A 17,250-nucleotide genomic window follows, 5' to 3' on the forward strand; every position below is an offset into this window, starting at 1 on the left:
TCAGCCGATACACGGTGTTGCGCGTGACAACCCACTACATGGGTAACGGGCGAACCGGGTGCTTGACGCCCCACCCTTCTATGATGCCGCCAAGGGGCTCCACCACTGCTTCAAAGTCCTGCTCGAAGTCTCCTATGCCGTCGTAGGTTGCAAACATGACCTTGCTTAGCTCCAGGTACCAGGCGCCATCGTCGCGCGCACTGACCTGGGCGTTCAGCGACTCGCCGCGAAACTCACCCGCCGCCCTGCGCGCCCGTTCCTCATCCGGGAAAATGGCGTAGAACTCGATGGGGTGGAAACGTGAAAAATCGAAGCCGCCTTCTTTCATGCGGCGCAGAACGTGGGTACTGATGTCTTCTTGATAGGCTGTGCTCATGAAACGTCCTCCTCAAACCGATGGATAGACTTTCCGTGCTTCCCGAAGCCCGCACCTACCGGCGCGGGAACGGCCATGACATCACCGCTGGAAAACAAGCATGTAGCTGACAAGACCAGACCTTAGCGATTCATTCGCTGATCTCGCTTGCAGAGTAGCGCGAAGCTATCACCTCCACCAGAGGGGCTTGATGGGCGTAAAGGGAATATTCAGGCTGAGGGAGAAATGTCGAGGATCTGGATACTGTTCTGGTCTTTGAGAATCTTGACCGTCGGCTCGGATTGGCGACCTTCGAGGTCGTTGAGGTCGAGTTCAGCGGCGACGGGCACCAGCTTGTTGCGAATCATGTGCGCAGCGTCTTCGAGGCTGGGCTTTTGTTCGCAGGTGAACTGCTCCACGGACTGCTCGCCGTGATCATCAACGAAGGTAATTTGCCACGTTTGCATCGGTGCCTCCTCGATAAAGCCCGCGTATGGGCTCACAGGTATCTGGACCTTGAGGGCGCGCTAAACGTTCCGCTCAAGGCCTGAGGCACCGGATCAACCGCGCTTATTTTTCAGCGTGGTCTTTCAAGGCTTTCAACGTGTTGAACGGGGCATCCACCACGAATTTGTTCGCCAGCCACGACGGCACGCTGCCGCCTGGCTCGGTGTGGACCTGGTAAGTCACTTCGGTCTGGTTGTCGCCTTTGGGCACCAGCTTCCAGAAACCCTCGACCTGGGCGACACGCACATAACCTTTTTCGTCCGGCTTGTAGGTCGGCACGCCCTCAAGCTTGCGGGTTACGCTGCCATCGGCGTTTTTGATGGTGGTGACATGAATATAGGAATCACGATCGGTCACCGGGAATGGGGCGTTGAACTGCGTGTAGGTCCAGGCCTCGTCGCCTTTTTTATCTACCAGCTTCTGGGATTTGCATTCGTGGATCCAGGAACAGGCACCGGCGACATCTTCTTGCAGCGCAACGATCTTGGCCACGGGCGCCTTGATCACGGTTACACCGCGATAGGCCTTGTATTTGGAACCCGCCACTTCGCTCAGGGACACCTTGATCCCCTCTTCGTCCTTGGCGACCTGCCAGTCTTCAGCTTGTGCAGTGGCAGCACACAACAGCGTAAAACCGCACAGCACCGCCATTCGTTTCAGCGAACCCATTGTTGTATTCCTTATTGTTGACGTTCCGAGAGTAAAGCCCATCAAGCCGCCGTCATCTGCTCCCACCAGCCGATCAACCGGATCGCATCGGCCTGGTCGGTGCCGCACACATCGATATCCGCCTTGAAATCACTGCACACCGCCGGGCGCTCCGGCTGCCCGAACAGTTGGCACAGCTGTTCGACCGACAGGTGCAGGCAGCGTTCGCCCGCGGGCTTGCCATTAGGCATTCCGGGTAACGGCGAACTGATGGAGGGGGCAATGCAGCAGGCGCCACAGCCTTCACGGCAATTCATGACCAGCAGGTCCTCGACGACTCAATAGGGATGGCCGGGCTAGGGTACGCCCTTAAACAGCCGTTTTAAAATGGGCTAACACGGGTTTTTCGCATAAAACAAACATGACCGACCGGTCTGCGACAGATGGTCAATGACTCGCGTCACGCACGGGGGAAAGTTTACTGCTTGAACTCAAACTCCAACGCGGCGCCTTCCACCTCCCGGCGCTCCTCGTTGCGCAATTGCAGCTTCATTTCATTGCTGAGCAAACGGCCGTTGATCTGGAAGGCACTGTTGTCAGTGGGCTTCTCGCCGAACATCGGTGGCAGCAACGGCACGCTCTTGGGCTTGGGCATGGTGCCTAGCGGCTGCAGGTGCCGGACCATGTCCGAAGGCAGGGACAGGTCCAACTGCGCCGGTGGCAGCTGGGTCTGTGCCACTTCCCGGGCTGACTTGGACTTTTTCGCCGACGCCCGCTTTTTAGCGGCTGCGGCTTTTTTCTTCGCCGCAGGTGCTTGCTGGGTTGGCGTGGTTTTTTTTGCGGAGGGCTTCTGTTCGCTGCTGGCAGCAGGCTTGTTTTCAGTCACGGGTGATGCCGCCAGCACGGTGCTGACGTTACACAGGCTTAACAGGCCAATCACCATAGCAGTGCGAAAAATACAGGTCATATCGCCTACAGCATTAACGGCAGAGGGCCATATGCTCGCTTGTTGTGCGCGGCATGACAAGCGCGGTGACTCGCCAGCTATCGGAGTTGCCCTCTTTTTACGGCTCAAAAACCCGCTGCGGTTTCCTGGCATAACTGGCTGGCCAGCATCCCCAGGGTCATCAGCGCGCGCTCTGCCTCGCGGTTCCAGGGTGTGCCGCAGTTAAGCCGAATACAGTGGTTGAACTGCTCGGTATTGCTGAAGATCAACCCCGGCGCAATGCTGATGCCCTGTTGCAGGGCGCGCACATGCAGTTCCTGGGTATTGACCCGGCCCGGCAAACTGACCCACAAAATAAAACCGCCGGTCGGGCGAGTCATCTGGGTGCCCTCCGGGAAATATTGCTGCACCGCCAGTTGAAACGCGCTGAGGTTCTTGCGGTACTCCTGACGAATGTAGCGCAGGTGTCGATCGTAGCCACCGTTCTCCAGGTAGGCCGCGACCCCCATCTGGGTCACGCTGCACGCCGAATGGGTGCTGAACATCTGCAAACGCTGGATTTCCTGCTGGTACTTGCCGGCAATCATCCAGCCGATCCGCACGCCCGGCGACAATGTCTTGGAGAAGCTTGAGCAATAGATCACCCGATCCAGGCGGTCATAGGCTTTGAGGGCTTTGGTGCGGCCCAGCTCGAACATCAGTTCGCCGTAGATATCATCCTCGACGATCTGGATATCGAAATCCGATGCCAGGCGCAGCAGCTGTTTCTGCCGCTCCTCGGGCATGGTGCCACCCAACGGGTTACTCAGGCGCGTGGTCAGTACCAACGCTTTGATCGACCATTGATTGGCCGCCAACTGCAATGCTTCAAGGCTCATGCCGGTGGACGGATCGCTGGGGATCTCGATGACCTTGAGGCCTAGCAGATCGGCCAGTTGCAGCAAACCATAATAGGTCGGTGATTCCGCTGCGATCAGATCGCCGGGACGGGTCAGCACCCGCAGCGACATCTGCAACGCATCGACACAGCCGTGGGTGATCACGACTTCGGAAGGGTCCACCACTACGCCGGCATCGCGCATGCGGATCGCCACTTGGCGTCGCAGCGGCTCGAAACCGGGGCTGAACATGTAGCTGAATGCCCGCGGGCTCTGGAACCGTGTGACCTTGGCCAGTTGCTGGTGCAACGCGCGGACCGGCAAGTAGTCGACACTCGGCACGGCGGCGCCCAACGGGAATACCCCTTCACGGCGCGACTCGCCCAATACCTGTTGAATGATGCTGCTGCGGGTGACCAACCCGGGGCGTTCGACCCGTGCGATATCCGGTGTCGGCGCAGTGAGCGCCGGCGTCTGATGCACGTAGTAGCCGGACTGCGGTCGCGCGCGGATCAGCCCCTGGTCTTCCAGGTTGGCATAGGCCTGCAATACCGTGGCATGGCTCACATTGAGTTGGGAGCTCATCTTGCGCACCGAAGGCACGCGCTCGCCCGGCTGATAGACACCGCGCCGGATATCCTCAGCCAGTTGCTGGGCGATACGTTGATAAAGCAGCAGATTGGTCATGACGCAGCACTCGATTTCACGGGTATTTATTTTTGTGTGAAACATACCGGCACAGTTTAAAAGTGTACGGGGACAGTTGCCACAATAGTCGAGCGCGGGCGGGAGTGACAGTAAAAACTGTAAACGGGATACACGACGTTTCAGGTGTACATCGAACAAAAAGTGGGAGGGGCGGTGCGACGATTCGACTTGCTCCCGATAGCGGTGAATCAGTCATAGATGTTCAATCTGACCCACCGCTATCGGGAGCAAGCCGCCCTCCCACATTTAACGGGCGGCGCCGAGTTGGCCTTTTTCGTCCGAGAATACTATCTCCACCCGGCGATTTTGCGCCCTGCCCCGTTCGGACGCATTGGCCTCCACCGGATACTGGTCGCCATAGCCTTCGACCTGGATGCGTTTTTCGTCGATCCCCAGGTCCACCAGCACATCGGCCACCGACTGCGCGCGGTCACGCGACAGTTTGAGGTTTTCCTGTTGGCCGCCGGTGTTGTCGGCGTAGCCCTCGATGCGCACCACGCGCTTGGGGTTCAGTTGCAGGAACTGCACAATTTTCAACACGGTGCGGTTGGCGGAGTTTTTCAGCTCCGCTTCGCCCGTGTCGAACAGCACGTCGCCCAGGGTCATCACCAGGCCACGGTCGGTCTGAGTGGTGGTCAGGCTGGCGATCTGTTCTTCAAGCCATTTGCCCTGCTGTTGCACGCTGATCAGCTTGTTTTCACGCAGGGCCAATTGCAGGCGCTGGCGTTCCAGTTCGAGCTTGGCGGCGCGTTCTTCGTTTAGCGCCTGCTCGGTGTGTTCGCGGGCTATGGCGCTGTAGCGCTGGCTCAGGTAGGCGTAATGCACCACGTCCGTGCCGCTGCCCCAATAGCTGGACAAACGATCGGCGCGCGCCAGGGATTCACCGGCGCGAATCACGTCCTTGGGCGCGATGCGCAGCACATTCGCGTCTTCCTTGACCTTCTGGAAATCATTGCCGGCCTGTTGCAAGGCTTGCTCGCCATTGGGATGGCTGGCACAACCGCCCAGTACCGCACTGCCCAGCAACACGGCACAGCTCATACCACGCATGATCGGGCTCATTGGGCTTCTCCCAGCTGCAATTGCTTGCGCAGGCGCGTGATGCGGGTGTTGAGCACGTTGAGTTGTTCCTGGCTTTTGCGGGTCAGCACTTGGGCTTCGGCAAGGCGTGCGTCCAGCTCGGCCTGTTCGGCCCGCATGCGCGCATCCTTGTAGGACTGGTCGGCCATGTCGGCCTTGGCCTGGGCGAATTTGTCTTCGGCCAGTTTCAGGTCAGGCGATTCATCGGCACTGGCACCGACGGCGTTGGCCTGTTCCAGGGCCTGCTGGGTGAGGCGAATCTGTTCATTCGGCGCAGGATCGGCTGCACATCCCGCCAGGGCTACAACAACGGCGAGGGCCGCGAAAAAAGGTCGAAGAGTCACTAAAAATCCCTACTGTGTTGGGGTGCCGACGGGTTGTTGCAATTGCGCCTTCCAGCGCTCGAGGTTGCGCTGCAGCGCGGCTTCCGTCACACCAGACCCGGGCAATTCTGTCATCTTTTTGGCAAGCTGTCCGCGCAACCACGGATCATTGCAGGCCGAGTTGTGGGAAATTGCCAGGTGCAGGCCGGCCTGATCGACAGGCGTATCGCGGGCAATCAAGTCATTGCTCATGCCCAGCGTCTGGGCCATGGCCATGCCGGAATAGCGCCCGGCGAGTACGTAGTCCACCTCGCCCAGCAGCAGTTTTTGGAAGGCGGGGGTCAAGCTCGGGAATCGTTGCAGGGTAAGGTGCTGGGCCAGGGTTTCGAATCCCTGGCTCAAGCGGGCACGCTCCGAGGCCGCCCCCTTGAAACCCTGCAGGTCGGTAGCGCTGGCATATACCAGTGCCGAATCCGCACGCGTCCAGACCCTATAGTCGGTCTGCACCAGGGCCGGGTGGATGTAGTCGAAGTTGCCCAGTTGCGCGTGGTTCAACGGCGCATCGGCAAAAATATCCATGCGCCCGCTGCGTACTTCATCCAGCGCCATCGAACGATTGCCACCGTAGAGCAGGTCGATTTTCACACCCAGGTCTTTCGCTACCTGCTGCAACACATCGGCGGTGGCACCGATCAGGTGGGTGGGGTCCTGGGGATCACGCCAGAGCAAAGGGGGTGTCCGGGCTGCCGGTGATCACCAGGCGCTCACATTTGCCGGCGGCCAGCGCCAGGCCCGGCAACAGCGACAGGCCCAGCAGTAAGGCCCAGGGGCGCAGTTCCATGGCGGTTTCTCCGAGGTTCACAAAGACCGGGCAAAAAAACCCGGTCATAAGACCGGGCTCTTTATAAGTGAAGCGGCTGGATTAGACCAGCTTCTCCAACTCCGGTACGGCTTCGAACAAGTCCGCGACCAGGCCGTAATCGGCCACCTGGAAGATCGGTGCTTCTTCGTCCTTGTTGATCGCAACGATCACTTTGGAGTCTTTCATACCGGCCAAGTGCTGGATCGCGCCGGAAATGCCGACGGCGATGTACAGCTGTGGCGCGACGATCTTGCCGGTCTGGCCGACCTGCATGTCGTTGGGTACGAAACCTGCGTCGACGGCCGCGCGGGAAGCGCCGACCGCAGCGCCGAGCTTGTCGGCCAGGGCGTACAGGTGCTTGAAGTTGTCACCGTTCTGCATGCCACGCCCGCCCGAAACGACGATCTTGGCAGCGGTCAGCTCAGGGCGATCCGACTTGGCCAGCTCTTCGCCAACAAAGCTGGAAGTACCGGCGTCATGGGCAGCGGCGACGGCCTCAACGGCAGCCGAACCACCTTCGGCGGCAACCGGGTCGAAACCGGTGGCGCGCACGGTGATGACTTTGATGGCAGCGCTCGATTGCACGGTGGCAATGGCGTTACCCGCGTAGATCGGGCGCTTGAAGGTGTCGGCGCTTTCGACCGAGATGATCTCGGAGATCTGGTCAACGTCCAGCTGCGCAGCAACGCGTGGCAGGATGTTTTTGCCGTTGGAAGTAGCGGCGGCCAGGATGTGGCTGTAGCCGGCGCCCAGCTCTGCAACCAGCGGGGCAACGTTTTCCGGCAGCTGATGCGCGTAAGCAGCATTGTCAGCGTTCAGGACCTTGCTCACACCGGCGATTTTCGCAGCGGCTTCAGCCACGGCGCCAGCGCCTTGACCTGCTACCAGTACGTGGATGTCGCCACCAATTTTAGCGGCAGCGGCCACGGTGTTCAGGGTGGCCGGGGCCAGCACCTTGTTGTCGTGTTCGGCGATTACGAGGATAGCCATGATCAGATCACCTTCGCTTCGTTTTTCAGTTTCTCGACCAGTTCAGCCACCGACTTGACCTTGATGCCGGCGCTGCGTGCAGCCGGCGCTTCGACTTTGACGGTCTTGTTGGTGGAGGCGGTGGAAACGCCCAAAGCATCCGGAGTCAGCACTTCGAGAGGCTTCTTCTTGGCTTTCATGATGTTTGGCAGGGACGCGTAGCGCGGCTCGTTCAAACGCAGGTCGGTGGTGACGATGGCTGGCAGTTTCAGGGAAACCGTCTGCGCGCCGCCGTCGATTTCGCGGGTCACGGCAACCTTGTCGCCGCTCACTTCCACTTTGGATGCGAAAGTACCCTGGCCGTAACCGGTCAGTGCAGCCAGCATCTGGCCAGTCTGGTTGTTGTCGCTGTCGATGGCTTGTTTGCCCAGGATCACCAGCGAAGGCTGCTCCTTGTCGACAACCGCCTTGAGCAGCTTGGCCACGGCCAGGGAGGTCAGTTCTTCAGCGGATTCGACGAGGATGGCACGGTCGGCACCCAGCGCCAGGGCGGTACGCAGCTGCTCTTGAGCAGTGGCAGGACCGATGGAAACCACGACGATTTCAGTCGCAACGCCTTTCTCTTTCAGGCGTACGGCTTCTTCCACGGCGATTTCACAGAATGGGTTCATCGACATCTTGACGTTAGCAAGATCGACGCCGGAATTGTCCGCCTTGACGCGAACTTTCACGTTGTAATCGACAACGCGTTTGACAGCTACAAGAACCTTCATGGATTCCTCGTTACTCTCCGGTGAAAAGAAAATCGCCTAGGCGAACCTGGCGGTTGATGCTCATCGGCACACAAGGGCACCTCCAAAAACCCAGGCAAATGACCTTGCTCACGGGAAACGATGACCGTTCGTCAGTGGTGACTGAGAGGTCATTCTTTATCGCGGCGTGTAAACTGCGCCCCGGTGGGTAGGCGCGCGTCACCTGTTTCGCTTTTGGACGTGCTCTTGAAACCTGCTGTCTGCCTACGGTAAGCGCAAAACCGACCGTATATTGACCGGAACGCCTATTCTGGTCAATACAGCAAAATAGCCAGTCATAAGCCGCGTTGCTTTGATTTACCTAGCCTGCGGGCAATTCAAACAAACGTTTGTATTGGACGCTGACAGTGGTCTATATATAATGCGCCACCTAGAGAGAAAGGTGGGTCCCGCCGTTGCCGCAGGACCACACCGAACCTCCACCCATTAGAAAAAAAGCCTGTTGAGCCTTGAGTAGGAGATAGCCTGTGGAACGCGAATACATGGAATTCGACGTGGTCATCGTCGGCGCCGGCCCGGCGGGCCTGTCCGCCGCCTGCCGACTGAAGCAGAAGGCCGCCGAAGCCGGTAAGGAAATCAGCGTCTGCGTGGTCGAGAAAGGCTCCGAGGTCGGCGCACACATCCTCTCCGGTGCCGTGTTTGAACCCCGCGCCCTGAACGAACTGTTCCCGGACTGGAAAGCCCTCGGCGCCCCGCTCAATACCCCCGTGGTGCGCGATGACATCTATGTACTGCGCAGCAGCGAGGCCTCCACCAAGGTGCCTGACTTCTTCGTGCCCAAGACCATGCACAACGAAGGCAACTACATCATCTCCCTCGGCAACCTGTGCCGCTGGCTGGCCCAACAGGCCGAAAACCTGGGCGTTGAAGTCTACCCAGGCTTCGCCGCCCAGGAAGCGCTGTTCGACGAAAACGGCGTGGTCCGCGGGATCATCACCGGCGACCTCGGCGTCGACCGTGAAGGCCACCCGAAAGAAGGCGTCTACACCCCAGGCATGGAGCTGCGTGGCAAGTACACGCTGTTCGCCGAAGGTTGCCGTGGCCACATCGGCAAGCAACTGATCAAGCGCTTCAACCTGGACAGCGACGCCGACGCCCAGCACTACGGCATCGGCCTCAAGGAAATCTGGGAAATCGACCCGGCCAAGCACCAACCCGGCCTGGTGGTACACACCGCCGGTTGGCCGCTGGACATCATGAGCAACGAGAACACCGGCGGCTCGCTCCTCTACCACTTGGAAAACAACCAGGTGGTCGTCGGCCTGATCGTCGACCTGTCCTACAGCAACGCCTTCCTGTCGCCGTTCGATGAGTTCCAGCGCCTCAAGCATCACCCGGTGCTGGCCCAGTACCTCGAAGGCGGCAAGCGCATCAGCTATGGCGCCCGCGCCCTGGCCAAAGGCGGCATCAACTCGTTGCCGAAGATGGTCTTCAAGGGCGGCGCCCTGATCGGTTGCGACCTGGGCACCATGAACGTGGCCAAGATCAAGGGCAGCCATACCGCCATGAAGTCCGGCATGCTCGCCGCCGACGCCGTGGCCGAGCGCCTGTTCGCCGAATCCGAAGGCGGCGATGAACTGACCAACTACGTCGACGGTTTCAAAACCAGCTGGCTCTACGAAGAACTGTTCGCCACCCGCAACTTCGGCCCGGCGATGCACAAGTTCGGCCCAATCCTCGGCGCCGGCTTCAACTGGTTCGACCAGAACATCCTCGGCGGCAAAATGCCGTTTACCCTGCACGACACCAAGCCGGACTACGCCTGCCTGAAGCTGGCCAAAGACAGCACGAAGATCGACTACCCCAAGCCCGACGGCAAGCTGAGCTTCGACAAGCTGAGTTCGGTGTTCATTTCCGGTACCAACCACGAAGAAGAACAGCCGTGCCACTTGAAGTTGAAAGACCCGAGCATCCCGATCGGCACCAACCTGCCGCTCTACGATGAACCGGCACAGCGTTACTGCCCGGCCGGCGTGTATGAAGTGATCACCCAGGAAGACGGCGAGAAGCGCTTCCAGATCAACGCCCAGAACTGCGTGCACTGCAAGACCTGTGACATCAAGGACCCTTCGCAGAACATCACCTGGGTTACACCGGAAGGCGCAGGTGGGCCGACTTACCCGAATATGTAACGCGGCTCCTCACAACGCATTTCGCCACACCTGAAAGCCAACGCCTCAAGCGTTGGCTTTTTTTGTACCCGCTCAAGCGCTCAACCCGTGCCTCATGGTCGGCTGCCCTCGGCGACAGCGGCGGCTTTGCTTTGCCGGGTGTAACTCAGCACACAGTGCGCGACGAGGCCGAAGATCAAGCCCCAGAACGCAGCGGCCAGCCCCAGGTAGCTCATGCCCGAAGCGGTGACCAGAAAGGTAATCAGCGCCGCTTCGCGTTGTTTCTCGTCGGCCATGGCGCCTGTCAACCCGGTGCTGATTGCGCCGAACAGTGCCAGGCCCGCCAGGGAGGCAATCAGCTCTTTGGGCAAGGCAGAAAATACCGAAGCCAGGGTCGCGCCAAAGATGCCCATCAGGATGTAGAACACCCCGCAGGCGATCCCGGCGATGTAGCGCTTGTCGCGGTCTTCATGGGCTTCGCGGCCGGTGCAGATGGCGGCGGTAATCGCTGCCAGGTTCAAACCATGGGAGCCGAACGGCGCCATCAGGATCGAGCCGATCGCCGTCACCGAAATGATTGAGCGCGCCGGCGTGTGGTAGCCCGAAGTGCGCAATACCGCCATGCCCGGCACGTACTGACCGGTCAGAGTCACCAGCGCCAGCGGCAAGCCGATATTAATGATGGCGTGCCAGCTCCACTGCGGCGCGATAAACACCGGCTGGGCGACGGCGATAGTCATTGCCCCGCTGTTGAGTTCACCAAACGAGGCAGCGACCGCGCAGCCGATAATCAGCACGGACAGGATGGCGTAACGTGGCGAGAAACGCTTGAACACCAGGTAAGTCGCGATCATCGCCAGCACCAGCGCCGGTTGCAGCTTGATCGAGGTGAACAGCTCGGCACCGAAGCGGAACAGGATGCCGGCGAGCATGGCGGCGGCGATGGCTTTGGGCAGGCGACTCATCAGCTTGTCGAACGCGCCAGACAAACCCACCACGGCAATAATCACTGACGCAACCACGTACGCGCCGATGGCCTGGGGCAGAGTCACCGTGGGCAGCATCGAGACCAGCAACGCCGCTCCCGGCGTCGACCACGCGGTGATTACCGGCACCCGCAGGCGCCAGCTCAAAAACAGGCCGGTAATCCCGCTGCCAATGGAAATTGCCCAGATCCACGATGACACCTCGTCATTGGGCAGGTGCGCTTCCTTAGCCGCCTGAAACACGATGATCAAGGGACCGGCATACGAAATGATCACGGCGATAAAACCCGCAATCACGGCTGACAGGGATAGATCCTTTCTGAGTGTGTCCATGATGTCTCGACTTGGCGCGGCAGCGTCGCGCAGTGACCAGGGGGATGATCGATTCGATTGACTCGATTCGAGGCGAGTGTATTTGATTAAATTGAGTTGATTCAATAAGCAACTCAATTATCACTCGATATTTTTTGCGATCACCAGCGCATCTCCTCAACGACTTGAATACAACCCTTTGATTACTAAATAAAATACTAAAATACACCCTCTACAATAAAAGCAATCAGCCATAAAATTATCGAATCAATCGAATCAATAAAGCGATTAGCTCATCTGATCAGGCATCCAATATCCCTGTGATATGCTCAACGCTTCATCATTTCTACGAAGGGCAGTGATCATTCATGTGGGTTCCCCAGCTAAGCGAGTTCAACCAGCCGGTGTATTTGGCGATTGCCGACGCATTAGCACGCGATATCAGCAACGGCGTGTTGAACAAAGGCGATCGCCTGCCGACCCTGCGGGAGCTGGCCACGGCCCTGGATGTCACGCCGGGCACTATCAGCCGCGCGTACAGCGAAGCGCAGCGCCGGGGCCTGGTGCAGGGGGAAGTGGGCCGCGGTACGTTTGTGCTCACTCAGAACCCACCGGGGCCGGCGGCGAGCAACAGCCCGGCGGCGCTGAATCTGGGGCAGCCGGAACTGCTCGACCTGTCGATCATCAAGCCCGGCAGCGAAACCCTGGAACACTGGCTGCGCGACGCATTGGTGAGCCTGGCCAGGAGCACCGATTTCGCGGGCGCCCTGGACTACGCCCCGGACGGCGGTCACCCGGCGCATCGCGAGGCGGGAGCACAGTGGCTACGGCATTCATTGCCCGAGGCACAGTGGCAGCAGGTGATCATCACCGCCGGCGCGCAGCATGGCTTGATGGTGGCGATGAGCGCCCTGACCAACGCCGGCGACCTGGTGCTCTGCGAGGCACTGTGCTACCCCGGCATCATTTCCCTGGCCCATGGCCTTGAACGCCGCCTGCGTGGCGTGCCGATGGATGACGAAGGCATCATTCCCGAGGCGCTGCGCGAACTGTGCCTGCGGGAAAAACCGGCGATGCTGGTGTGCGTCGCGACCTGCCAGAACCCGACGGCGGCGATCATGTCGCAACAACGTCGGGCGCAAATCGCAGCGTTGGCCGAAGAGTTCGACTTCATCATCCTCGACGACGACATCTACGGCTTTCTTGCCACCGACCCGTCCATCAAACCCCTTTCGGCGTTTGCCCCGGACCGCTCGGTGTACCTCACCAGCCTGTCGAAGTCGGTGATGCCCGCATTGCGTATCGGCTACCTGCACAGCCCGCCAAAATTGCTGTCGCGGCTCAGCTCGATGGTGCGTAGCAGCGTCTGGATGCCATCACCCCTGACCGCGCAACTGGCCAGCAATGTGATCACCGAAGGCATGGACCAAAAACTGATCCGCATCCACCGCAACGAGGCGGCCGGCCGGCAAGCGATTGCCCGCGAGATCTTCGCCAGGTTCGAGCTCAAGACCCAGCCCTACGCCTACCATGTGTGGCTGACATTGCCGGAGCCATGGACCAGCGACGAGTTCACCATGCTGGCTCGGGCCAATGGCGTGCTGGTACTTAGTGGCACGCAGTTCCAGGCCGAACGCTCTGAAATGACACGCTGCGTGCGACTGGTGCTGATGTCGCCCACCAGCCGCAACGAATTGCGCTTTGCCCTGACCAAACTGGCCAGCCTGATCGAAACCGACCCGCGCCGTTACTACTAGGCCGCGCGCTCCTCGCCGGGGTTGCGCTCGAAGTAGCGCTTGTATTCGCGACTGAACTGCGACGTGCTCTGGTACCCCACGCTGTGCGCCGCCTGCGCCACACTCATGCCGTCCACCAGCAGCAACTGCTGGGCCTTGAGCAAGCGCAGGCGCTTCAGATATTGCACCGGCGACAGCAAGGTGCAGCGCTTGAAGTGCTCATGAAAGGTCGAAGCGCTCATATGCGCATACCCGGCCAATGTCTCGATGTTCAGCGGCTCGGCGAAATGCGCGTGCAGGTGGTTCAACGAGGTGGCGATTCGCGAAAATTGCCCCTGTTGCTCCACCAGCGCGCGCAACACATCGGCCTGGGGCCCGCGCAACGCCGTGAACAATAATTCGCGCACTCGCGACGGGCCGATGATCCGGCTTTCCAGCGGATCGTGCAGGCACTGCAGCAGCCGCTCGACGCAACCGCGCATCGCATCATCAAGCACCACGGAGCTCATCGACGCCAGCGTCTGCGCCGTCGGCGGTGGCCCGGCCTGCATGCCCATGGCCATGACCAACTCACCCAGCACTACGCGGTCGATACCCACCGTCACCCCCAACAATGGCGCACCCGGCGCCATGGCGAAGGTCTCGCACTCGAACGGCACCGGCATGGCCTGGATCAGGTAATGCCCGGCGCCATACTCCAGCGTCCGCGGGCCCAGGTACGCGACTTTGCTGCCCTGCGCCACGAACATCAGGCTCGGCTCATAGATCTGCGGCCCGCGCGCCACGTCGCAACTGGCGCGCAATACCTTTACGCCGGGCAGGTGGGTCGGGGAGAAACCGTCGCGGGACGTGAGCCCCTCGATCAAGGAAACCAGCGTGGCATTGGCGTCGAGATGGCGGGTCAACAACATGGCAAAAAACTTCGTGAAAAAGAGATGCGAGCATCATCGCAGGTCTGACGGTACATAAATCCAAACAGAGGGCACTGCCGGACGAATAGGCATGAGACTCGGAGCAATCGCCATGGCCGCCCACAAGGTCGGCAGGGAGAATGGCCCACCTCACTTTCCAACGCTTTTGCGAGGTTTTCCATGTACACCGCCATCGGCTATGCCGCCCAATCGGCCACCACGCCCCTCGCCCCCATGTCGTTTGAACGCCGCAGCCCGCGCGCCGATGACGTGGCCATCGAGATCCTCTATTGCGGCGTCTGCCACTCCGACATCCATCAGGCACGCAACGAGTGGGGCATCGCCGTGTACCCGCTGATGCCCGGTCATGAGATCGTCGGCAAAGTTACCGCCGTCGGTGCCAGCGTCACCGCCCATAAAGTCGGCGACCTGGTCGGCGTAGGCTGCATGGTCGATTCATGCCGCCACTGCGACGCCTGCCAAGCGGACCTCGAGCAATATTGCCTCGAAGGCCCGACCATGACCTACGCCACCCCGGACCGCGTGGACGGCAGCAACACCATGGGCGGTTACTCCGACAGCATCGTGGTCAGCGAGCACTTCGTGGTGAAAATCCCGGCCACGCTCGACCTGGCCAGCGCCGCGCCGATCCTGTGCGCGGGCATCACCACTTATTCGCCGCTCAAGCATTACGGCGTCAAGGCTGGCGACAAGGTGGGGATCCTGGGCATGGGCGGCCTGGGCCACATGGGCATCAAGTTCGCCAAGGCCATGGGTGCCGAAGTCACGCTGTTCACCCGCTCGGCGAGCAAGGCCGAAGAAGGTCGCCGCCAGGGCGCCGACCACGTGATCGTGTCCACCGATGCCGAACAGATGAAAGCCGCCGCCGGGCACTTCGACTTCCTGCTGGACACCATCCCGGTGCAGCACGACCTGAACCCCTACCTCGATGTGCTGCGCTTTGATGGCGTGCATATTCTGGTCGGTTTGATCGAGCCGGTGGACCCGCCCGTCAACGCCGCCAAACTGGTGCTGGGGCGTAAAGTGCTGGCCGGCTCGCTGATCGGCGGCATTGCCGAAACCCAGGAAGTCCTGGATTTCTGCGCAGAGCATGGCATCACCTGCGACATCGAAATGCTCGACATCCGCCAGATCAACGAGGCCTACGCCCGCATGATCGCCGGTGACGTGAAGTACCGCTTTGTTATCGACATGGCAACCTTGAAAGCCTGATCAAACCTTCGCGCCCAACTGCGCGGAAAGCCGCGCTGCAACCTGTTTGATCACAGGGATCAGCTCGGCCATTTTCTCCAGCGGCATGTAGGGCACGGTACTGGCGATGCTGATGCCGGCGACGATTCGCCGGCTGGCATCGCGCACCGGTGCCGCGACGCAACGGATCGACGGTTCGTTGTCTTCCAGATCGAACGCATAACCGCCCAACACATATTCATGCATGCGCTGCTCGAACTGCGCCCAGGACTGTTCCGGGTGCTGCGGCCATTGCAGGTTTTTCCCACCCGCCGGCAAGCTGGTTTCGTACAAGCGTTGCCACTCCTGTACCGAGTCATCCAGCAACATCGCCTTGCCCACGCCCGTGCGTGCCAACGGCATGCGGTGGCCGACCCGCGAACGCATCTCCGGGCCGTTGCGGCCGGGGTTCTTGTGCAGGTACAGCACGTCGTCGTATTCGCGAATGGCCAGGTGGATGGTATCGCCGGTCAGCGCGGACAACTCATCCAGGTAGGGCACCGCCAGGGTCACCAAGGGCAATTCTTCGCGAGCCTGGAACCCCAGCTCGATCAACTTCGGCCCCAGCAGGTAACCGACTTGCGGCACCACGCGCAGGTAACGCTCCTCCACCAGGCAACTGGCCAGGCGGTGGGTGGTGCTGCGGGTGGTGCCGATGCGCTTGGCGATCTCTTTCAGATCCGCGCACCGGCCGCCACCGCTTGCACCACGCCCAGGCCACGCAGCAGGGTCTGGGTGCCGGTGGGAACGGCGTCTTTGACGGGGGTGTGGGGGGTTTCCTGCATATCGGGCCTATTGGGAAGTACGAAAACGGCGCCATTATGGCAAATGCTGAATATCAATACAGTGGAGATCCAAATGTGCTCTACAGACCGGTTTTCAACGTTGTTTCATGCGGTCGATGACCACCGCCAGCAACAGGATCGAACCACGGATCACGTACTGATAGAACGTGTCGATGTTCTTCAGGTTCATCGCGTTCTCGATGATCGCCAGGATCAGTACCCCGGCAATCACATGGCGGATCATGCCGACCCCGCCGCTCAACGACACACCGCCCAGCACGCACGCCGAGATCACCGTCAGCTCGAAGCCCTGGCCGATCATCGGCTGGCCCGAGGTCATGCGCGACGCGAGGATCACCCCGGCCAGCGCGCCGATCAGACCGTGCACGGCAAAGATCAGGATCTTGGTGCGATCAACGTTGACCCCCGCCAGCAATGCTGCTTCCGGGTTGCCGCCGATGGCCATGGTGTTGCGCCCGTAGGTCGTGTAGTTGAGCAGCCAACCGAAGAACAGGAAGCACAGGATGGTGATCAGGATCGGCACCGGCACGCCGAACAACTGGCCGTTGCCGAAGATGAAGAACTGGTCCTGGGACACGCCCACTGCCTTGCCGTCGGCAAAAATGTAAGCCAGGCCGCGCACGATCTGCATGGTCGCCAGGGTGGTGATCAGCGCATTGACCCGCAGCTTGGCAATGACGATACCGTTGATCAACCCGACGATCAGGCCCATCCCCAGCGCCGCGCCGATGCCGAGCATGACGCTGTCGGTATCGCGCATGACAATGGCCGCGACCACGCCGGCGCAGGCGATCACCGAGCCCACCGACAAGTCGAAATGCCCCGATGCCAGGCAAAACAGCATGGTGCACGCCGCGATGCCCACGGTGGACACCGCCAGGCCCAGCCCGCGCATGTTCAGCGGCGAAAGGAAGTTATCGATCAGCAAGGCGCACAGCACAAAAATGCCCACCGCCGCCAGCAGCATCGCCCAGTTGTCGAGCAGCGCGCGCATATCCAGGGGTTTGCGTGCGGTTGGCAACGCGTTGTTTTGAGTGGTCATGGTCTTC

General features: G+C 60.4%; 16 protein-coding genes and 2 pseudogenes. 3 read left to right on the plus strand and 15 right to left on the minus strand.

Annotation, left to right across the window (positions count from 1 at the left end):
* Nucleotides 1–34: 34 nt before the first annotated feature.
* From AB4O25_RS11570 to AB4O25_RS11620, 11 genes and pseudogenes are all read right to left on the minus strand, one after another.
* Nucleotides 35–376: a ribonuclease E inhibitor RraB gene (locus tag AB4O25_RS11570; protein WP_003175566.1), complete on the minus strand. Its 342-nt coding sequence runs from the start codon at nucleotides 374–376 to the stop codon at nucleotides 35–37.
* A gap of 209 nt (nucleotides 377–585) precedes the next feature.
* Complete coding sequence (locus tag AB4O25_RS11575; RefSeq protein ID WP_017527408.1) at nucleotides 586–822, minus strand: hypothetical protein; 237 nt, start codon at nucleotides 820–822, stop codon at nucleotides 586–588.
* Between the two features lie 103 nt (nucleotides 823–925).
* The gene (locus AB4O25_RS11580; RefSeq protein ID WP_017527407.1) at nucleotides 926–1,531 is read right to left on the minus strand and encodes an START domain-containing protein; all 606 of its coding nucleotides are present in this window, start codon (nucleotides 1,529–1,531) and stop codon (nucleotides 926–928) included.
* 41 nt (nucleotides 1,532–1,572) lie between these two features.
* A complete protein-coding gene (locus AB4O25_RS11585; RefSeq protein WP_017527406.1) occupies nucleotides 1,573–1,827 on the minus strand; it encodes a YkgJ family cysteine cluster protein in 255 nt (84 codons plus the stop codon).
* A 161-nt stretch (nucleotides 1,828–1,988) separates the two neighbouring features.
* Entirely contained in the window at nucleotides 1,989–2,477 is a 489-nt protein-coding gene (locus tag AB4O25_RS11590; protein WP_065878264.1) for a translation initiation factor 2, read from the minus strand.
* Nucleotides 2,478–2,581: 104 nt separating this feature from the next.
* Entirely contained in the window at nucleotides 2,582–4,021 is a 1,440-nt protein-coding gene (locus AB4O25_RS11595; RefSeq protein WP_017527404.1) for an aminotransferase-like domain-containing protein, read from the minus strand.
* 267 nt (nucleotides 4,022–4,288) lie between these two features.
* Entirely contained in the window at nucleotides 4,289–5,104 is an 816-nt protein-coding gene (locus AB4O25_RS11600) for an OmpA family protein (RefSeq protein WP_017527403.1), read from the minus strand.
* A complete protein-coding gene (locus AB4O25_RS11605) occupies nucleotides 5,101–5,466 on the minus strand; it encodes a DUF4398 domain-containing protein (protein WP_017527402.1) in 366 nt (121 codons plus the stop codon). The genes AB4O25_RS11600 and AB4O25_RS11605 overlap by 4 nt, the downstream gene beginning before the upstream one ends.
* Nucleotides 5,467–5,475: 9 nt before the next feature.
* Nucleotides 5,476–6,286: pseudogene (locus AB4O25_RS11610) on the minus strand (substrate-binding periplasmic protein).
* A gap of 81 nt (nucleotides 6,287–6,367) precedes the next feature.
* Nucleotides 6,368–7,297: an electron transfer flavoprotein subunit alpha/FixB family protein gene (locus AB4O25_RS11615; protein WP_017527400.1), complete on the minus strand. Its 930-nt coding sequence runs from the start codon at nucleotides 7,295–7,297 to the stop codon at nucleotides 6,368–6,370.
* A gap of 2 nt (nucleotides 7,298–7,299) precedes the next feature.
* A complete protein-coding gene (locus AB4O25_RS11620) occupies nucleotides 7,300–8,049 on the minus strand; it encodes an electron transfer flavoprotein subunit beta/FixA family protein (RefSeq protein ID WP_017527399.1) in 750 nt (249 codons plus the stop codon).
* Between the two features lie 506 nt (nucleotides 8,050–8,555).
* Between AB4O25_RS11620 and AB4O25_RS11625 the strand changes: the two genes are divergently transcribed.
* Entirely contained in the window at nucleotides 8,556–10,220 is a 1,665-nt protein-coding gene (locus tag AB4O25_RS11625) for an electron transfer flavoprotein-ubiquinone oxidoreductase (protein WP_460150869.1), read from the plus strand.
* A 92-nt stretch (nucleotides 10,221–10,312) separates the two neighbouring features.
* Here the strand turns inward: AB4O25_RS11625 and AB4O25_RS11630 are convergent, their stop codons facing one another.
* Nucleotides 10,313–11,518 (minus strand): benzoate/H(+) symporter BenE family transporter, encoded by a 1,206-nt coding sequence (locus AB4O25_RS11630; protein WP_017527397.1) that lies wholly within the window; start codon nucleotides 11,516–11,518, stop codon nucleotides 10,313–10,315.
* 347 nt (nucleotides 11,519–11,865) lie between these two features.
* Here AB4O25_RS11630 and AB4O25_RS11635 point away from each other — a divergent pair, with 347 nt between their 5' ends.
* Nucleotides 11,866–13,254: an aminotransferase-like domain-containing protein gene (locus AB4O25_RS11635; protein ID WP_065878272.1), complete on the plus strand. Its 1,389-nt coding sequence runs from the start codon at nucleotides 11,866–11,868 to the stop codon at nucleotides 13,252–13,254.
* On the opposite strand, the gene AB4O25_RS11640 is transcribed toward AB4O25_RS11635, so the two are convergent.
* On the minus strand, nucleotides 13,251–14,144 hold the full coding sequence (locus AB4O25_RS11640) for an AraC family transcriptional regulator (RefSeq protein WP_017527395.1): 894 nt from the start codon (nucleotides 14,142–14,144) through the stop codon (nucleotides 13,251–13,253). The genes AB4O25_RS11635 and AB4O25_RS11640 overlap by 4 nt on opposite strands.
* A gap of 180 nt (nucleotides 14,145–14,324) precedes the next feature.
* On the opposite strand from AB4O25_RS11640, the gene AB4O25_RS11645 reads away from it, so the two are divergent.
* Nucleotides 14,325–15,377 (plus strand): NAD(P)-dependent alcohol dehydrogenase, encoded by a 1,053-nt coding sequence (locus AB4O25_RS11645; protein ID WP_017527394.1) that lies wholly within the window; start codon nucleotides 14,325–14,327, stop codon nucleotides 15,375–15,377.
* Here the strand turns inward: AB4O25_RS11645 and AB4O25_RS11650 are convergent.
* Nucleotides 15,378–16,180: pseudogene (locus AB4O25_RS11650) on the minus strand (IclR family transcriptional regulator).
* A 94-nt stretch (nucleotides 16,181–16,274) separates the two neighbouring features.
* The gene (araH, locus tag AB4O25_RS11655; RefSeq protein ID WP_017530734.1) at nucleotides 16,275–17,243 is read right to left on the minus strand and encodes an L-arabinose ABC transporter permease AraH; all 969 of its coding nucleotides are present in this window, start codon (nucleotides 17,241–17,243) and stop codon (nucleotides 16,275–16,277) included.
* Nucleotides 17,244–17,250: the final 7 nt, after the last annotated feature.

The organism is Pseudomonas sp. S3_A03 (genome assembly GCF_054668275.1).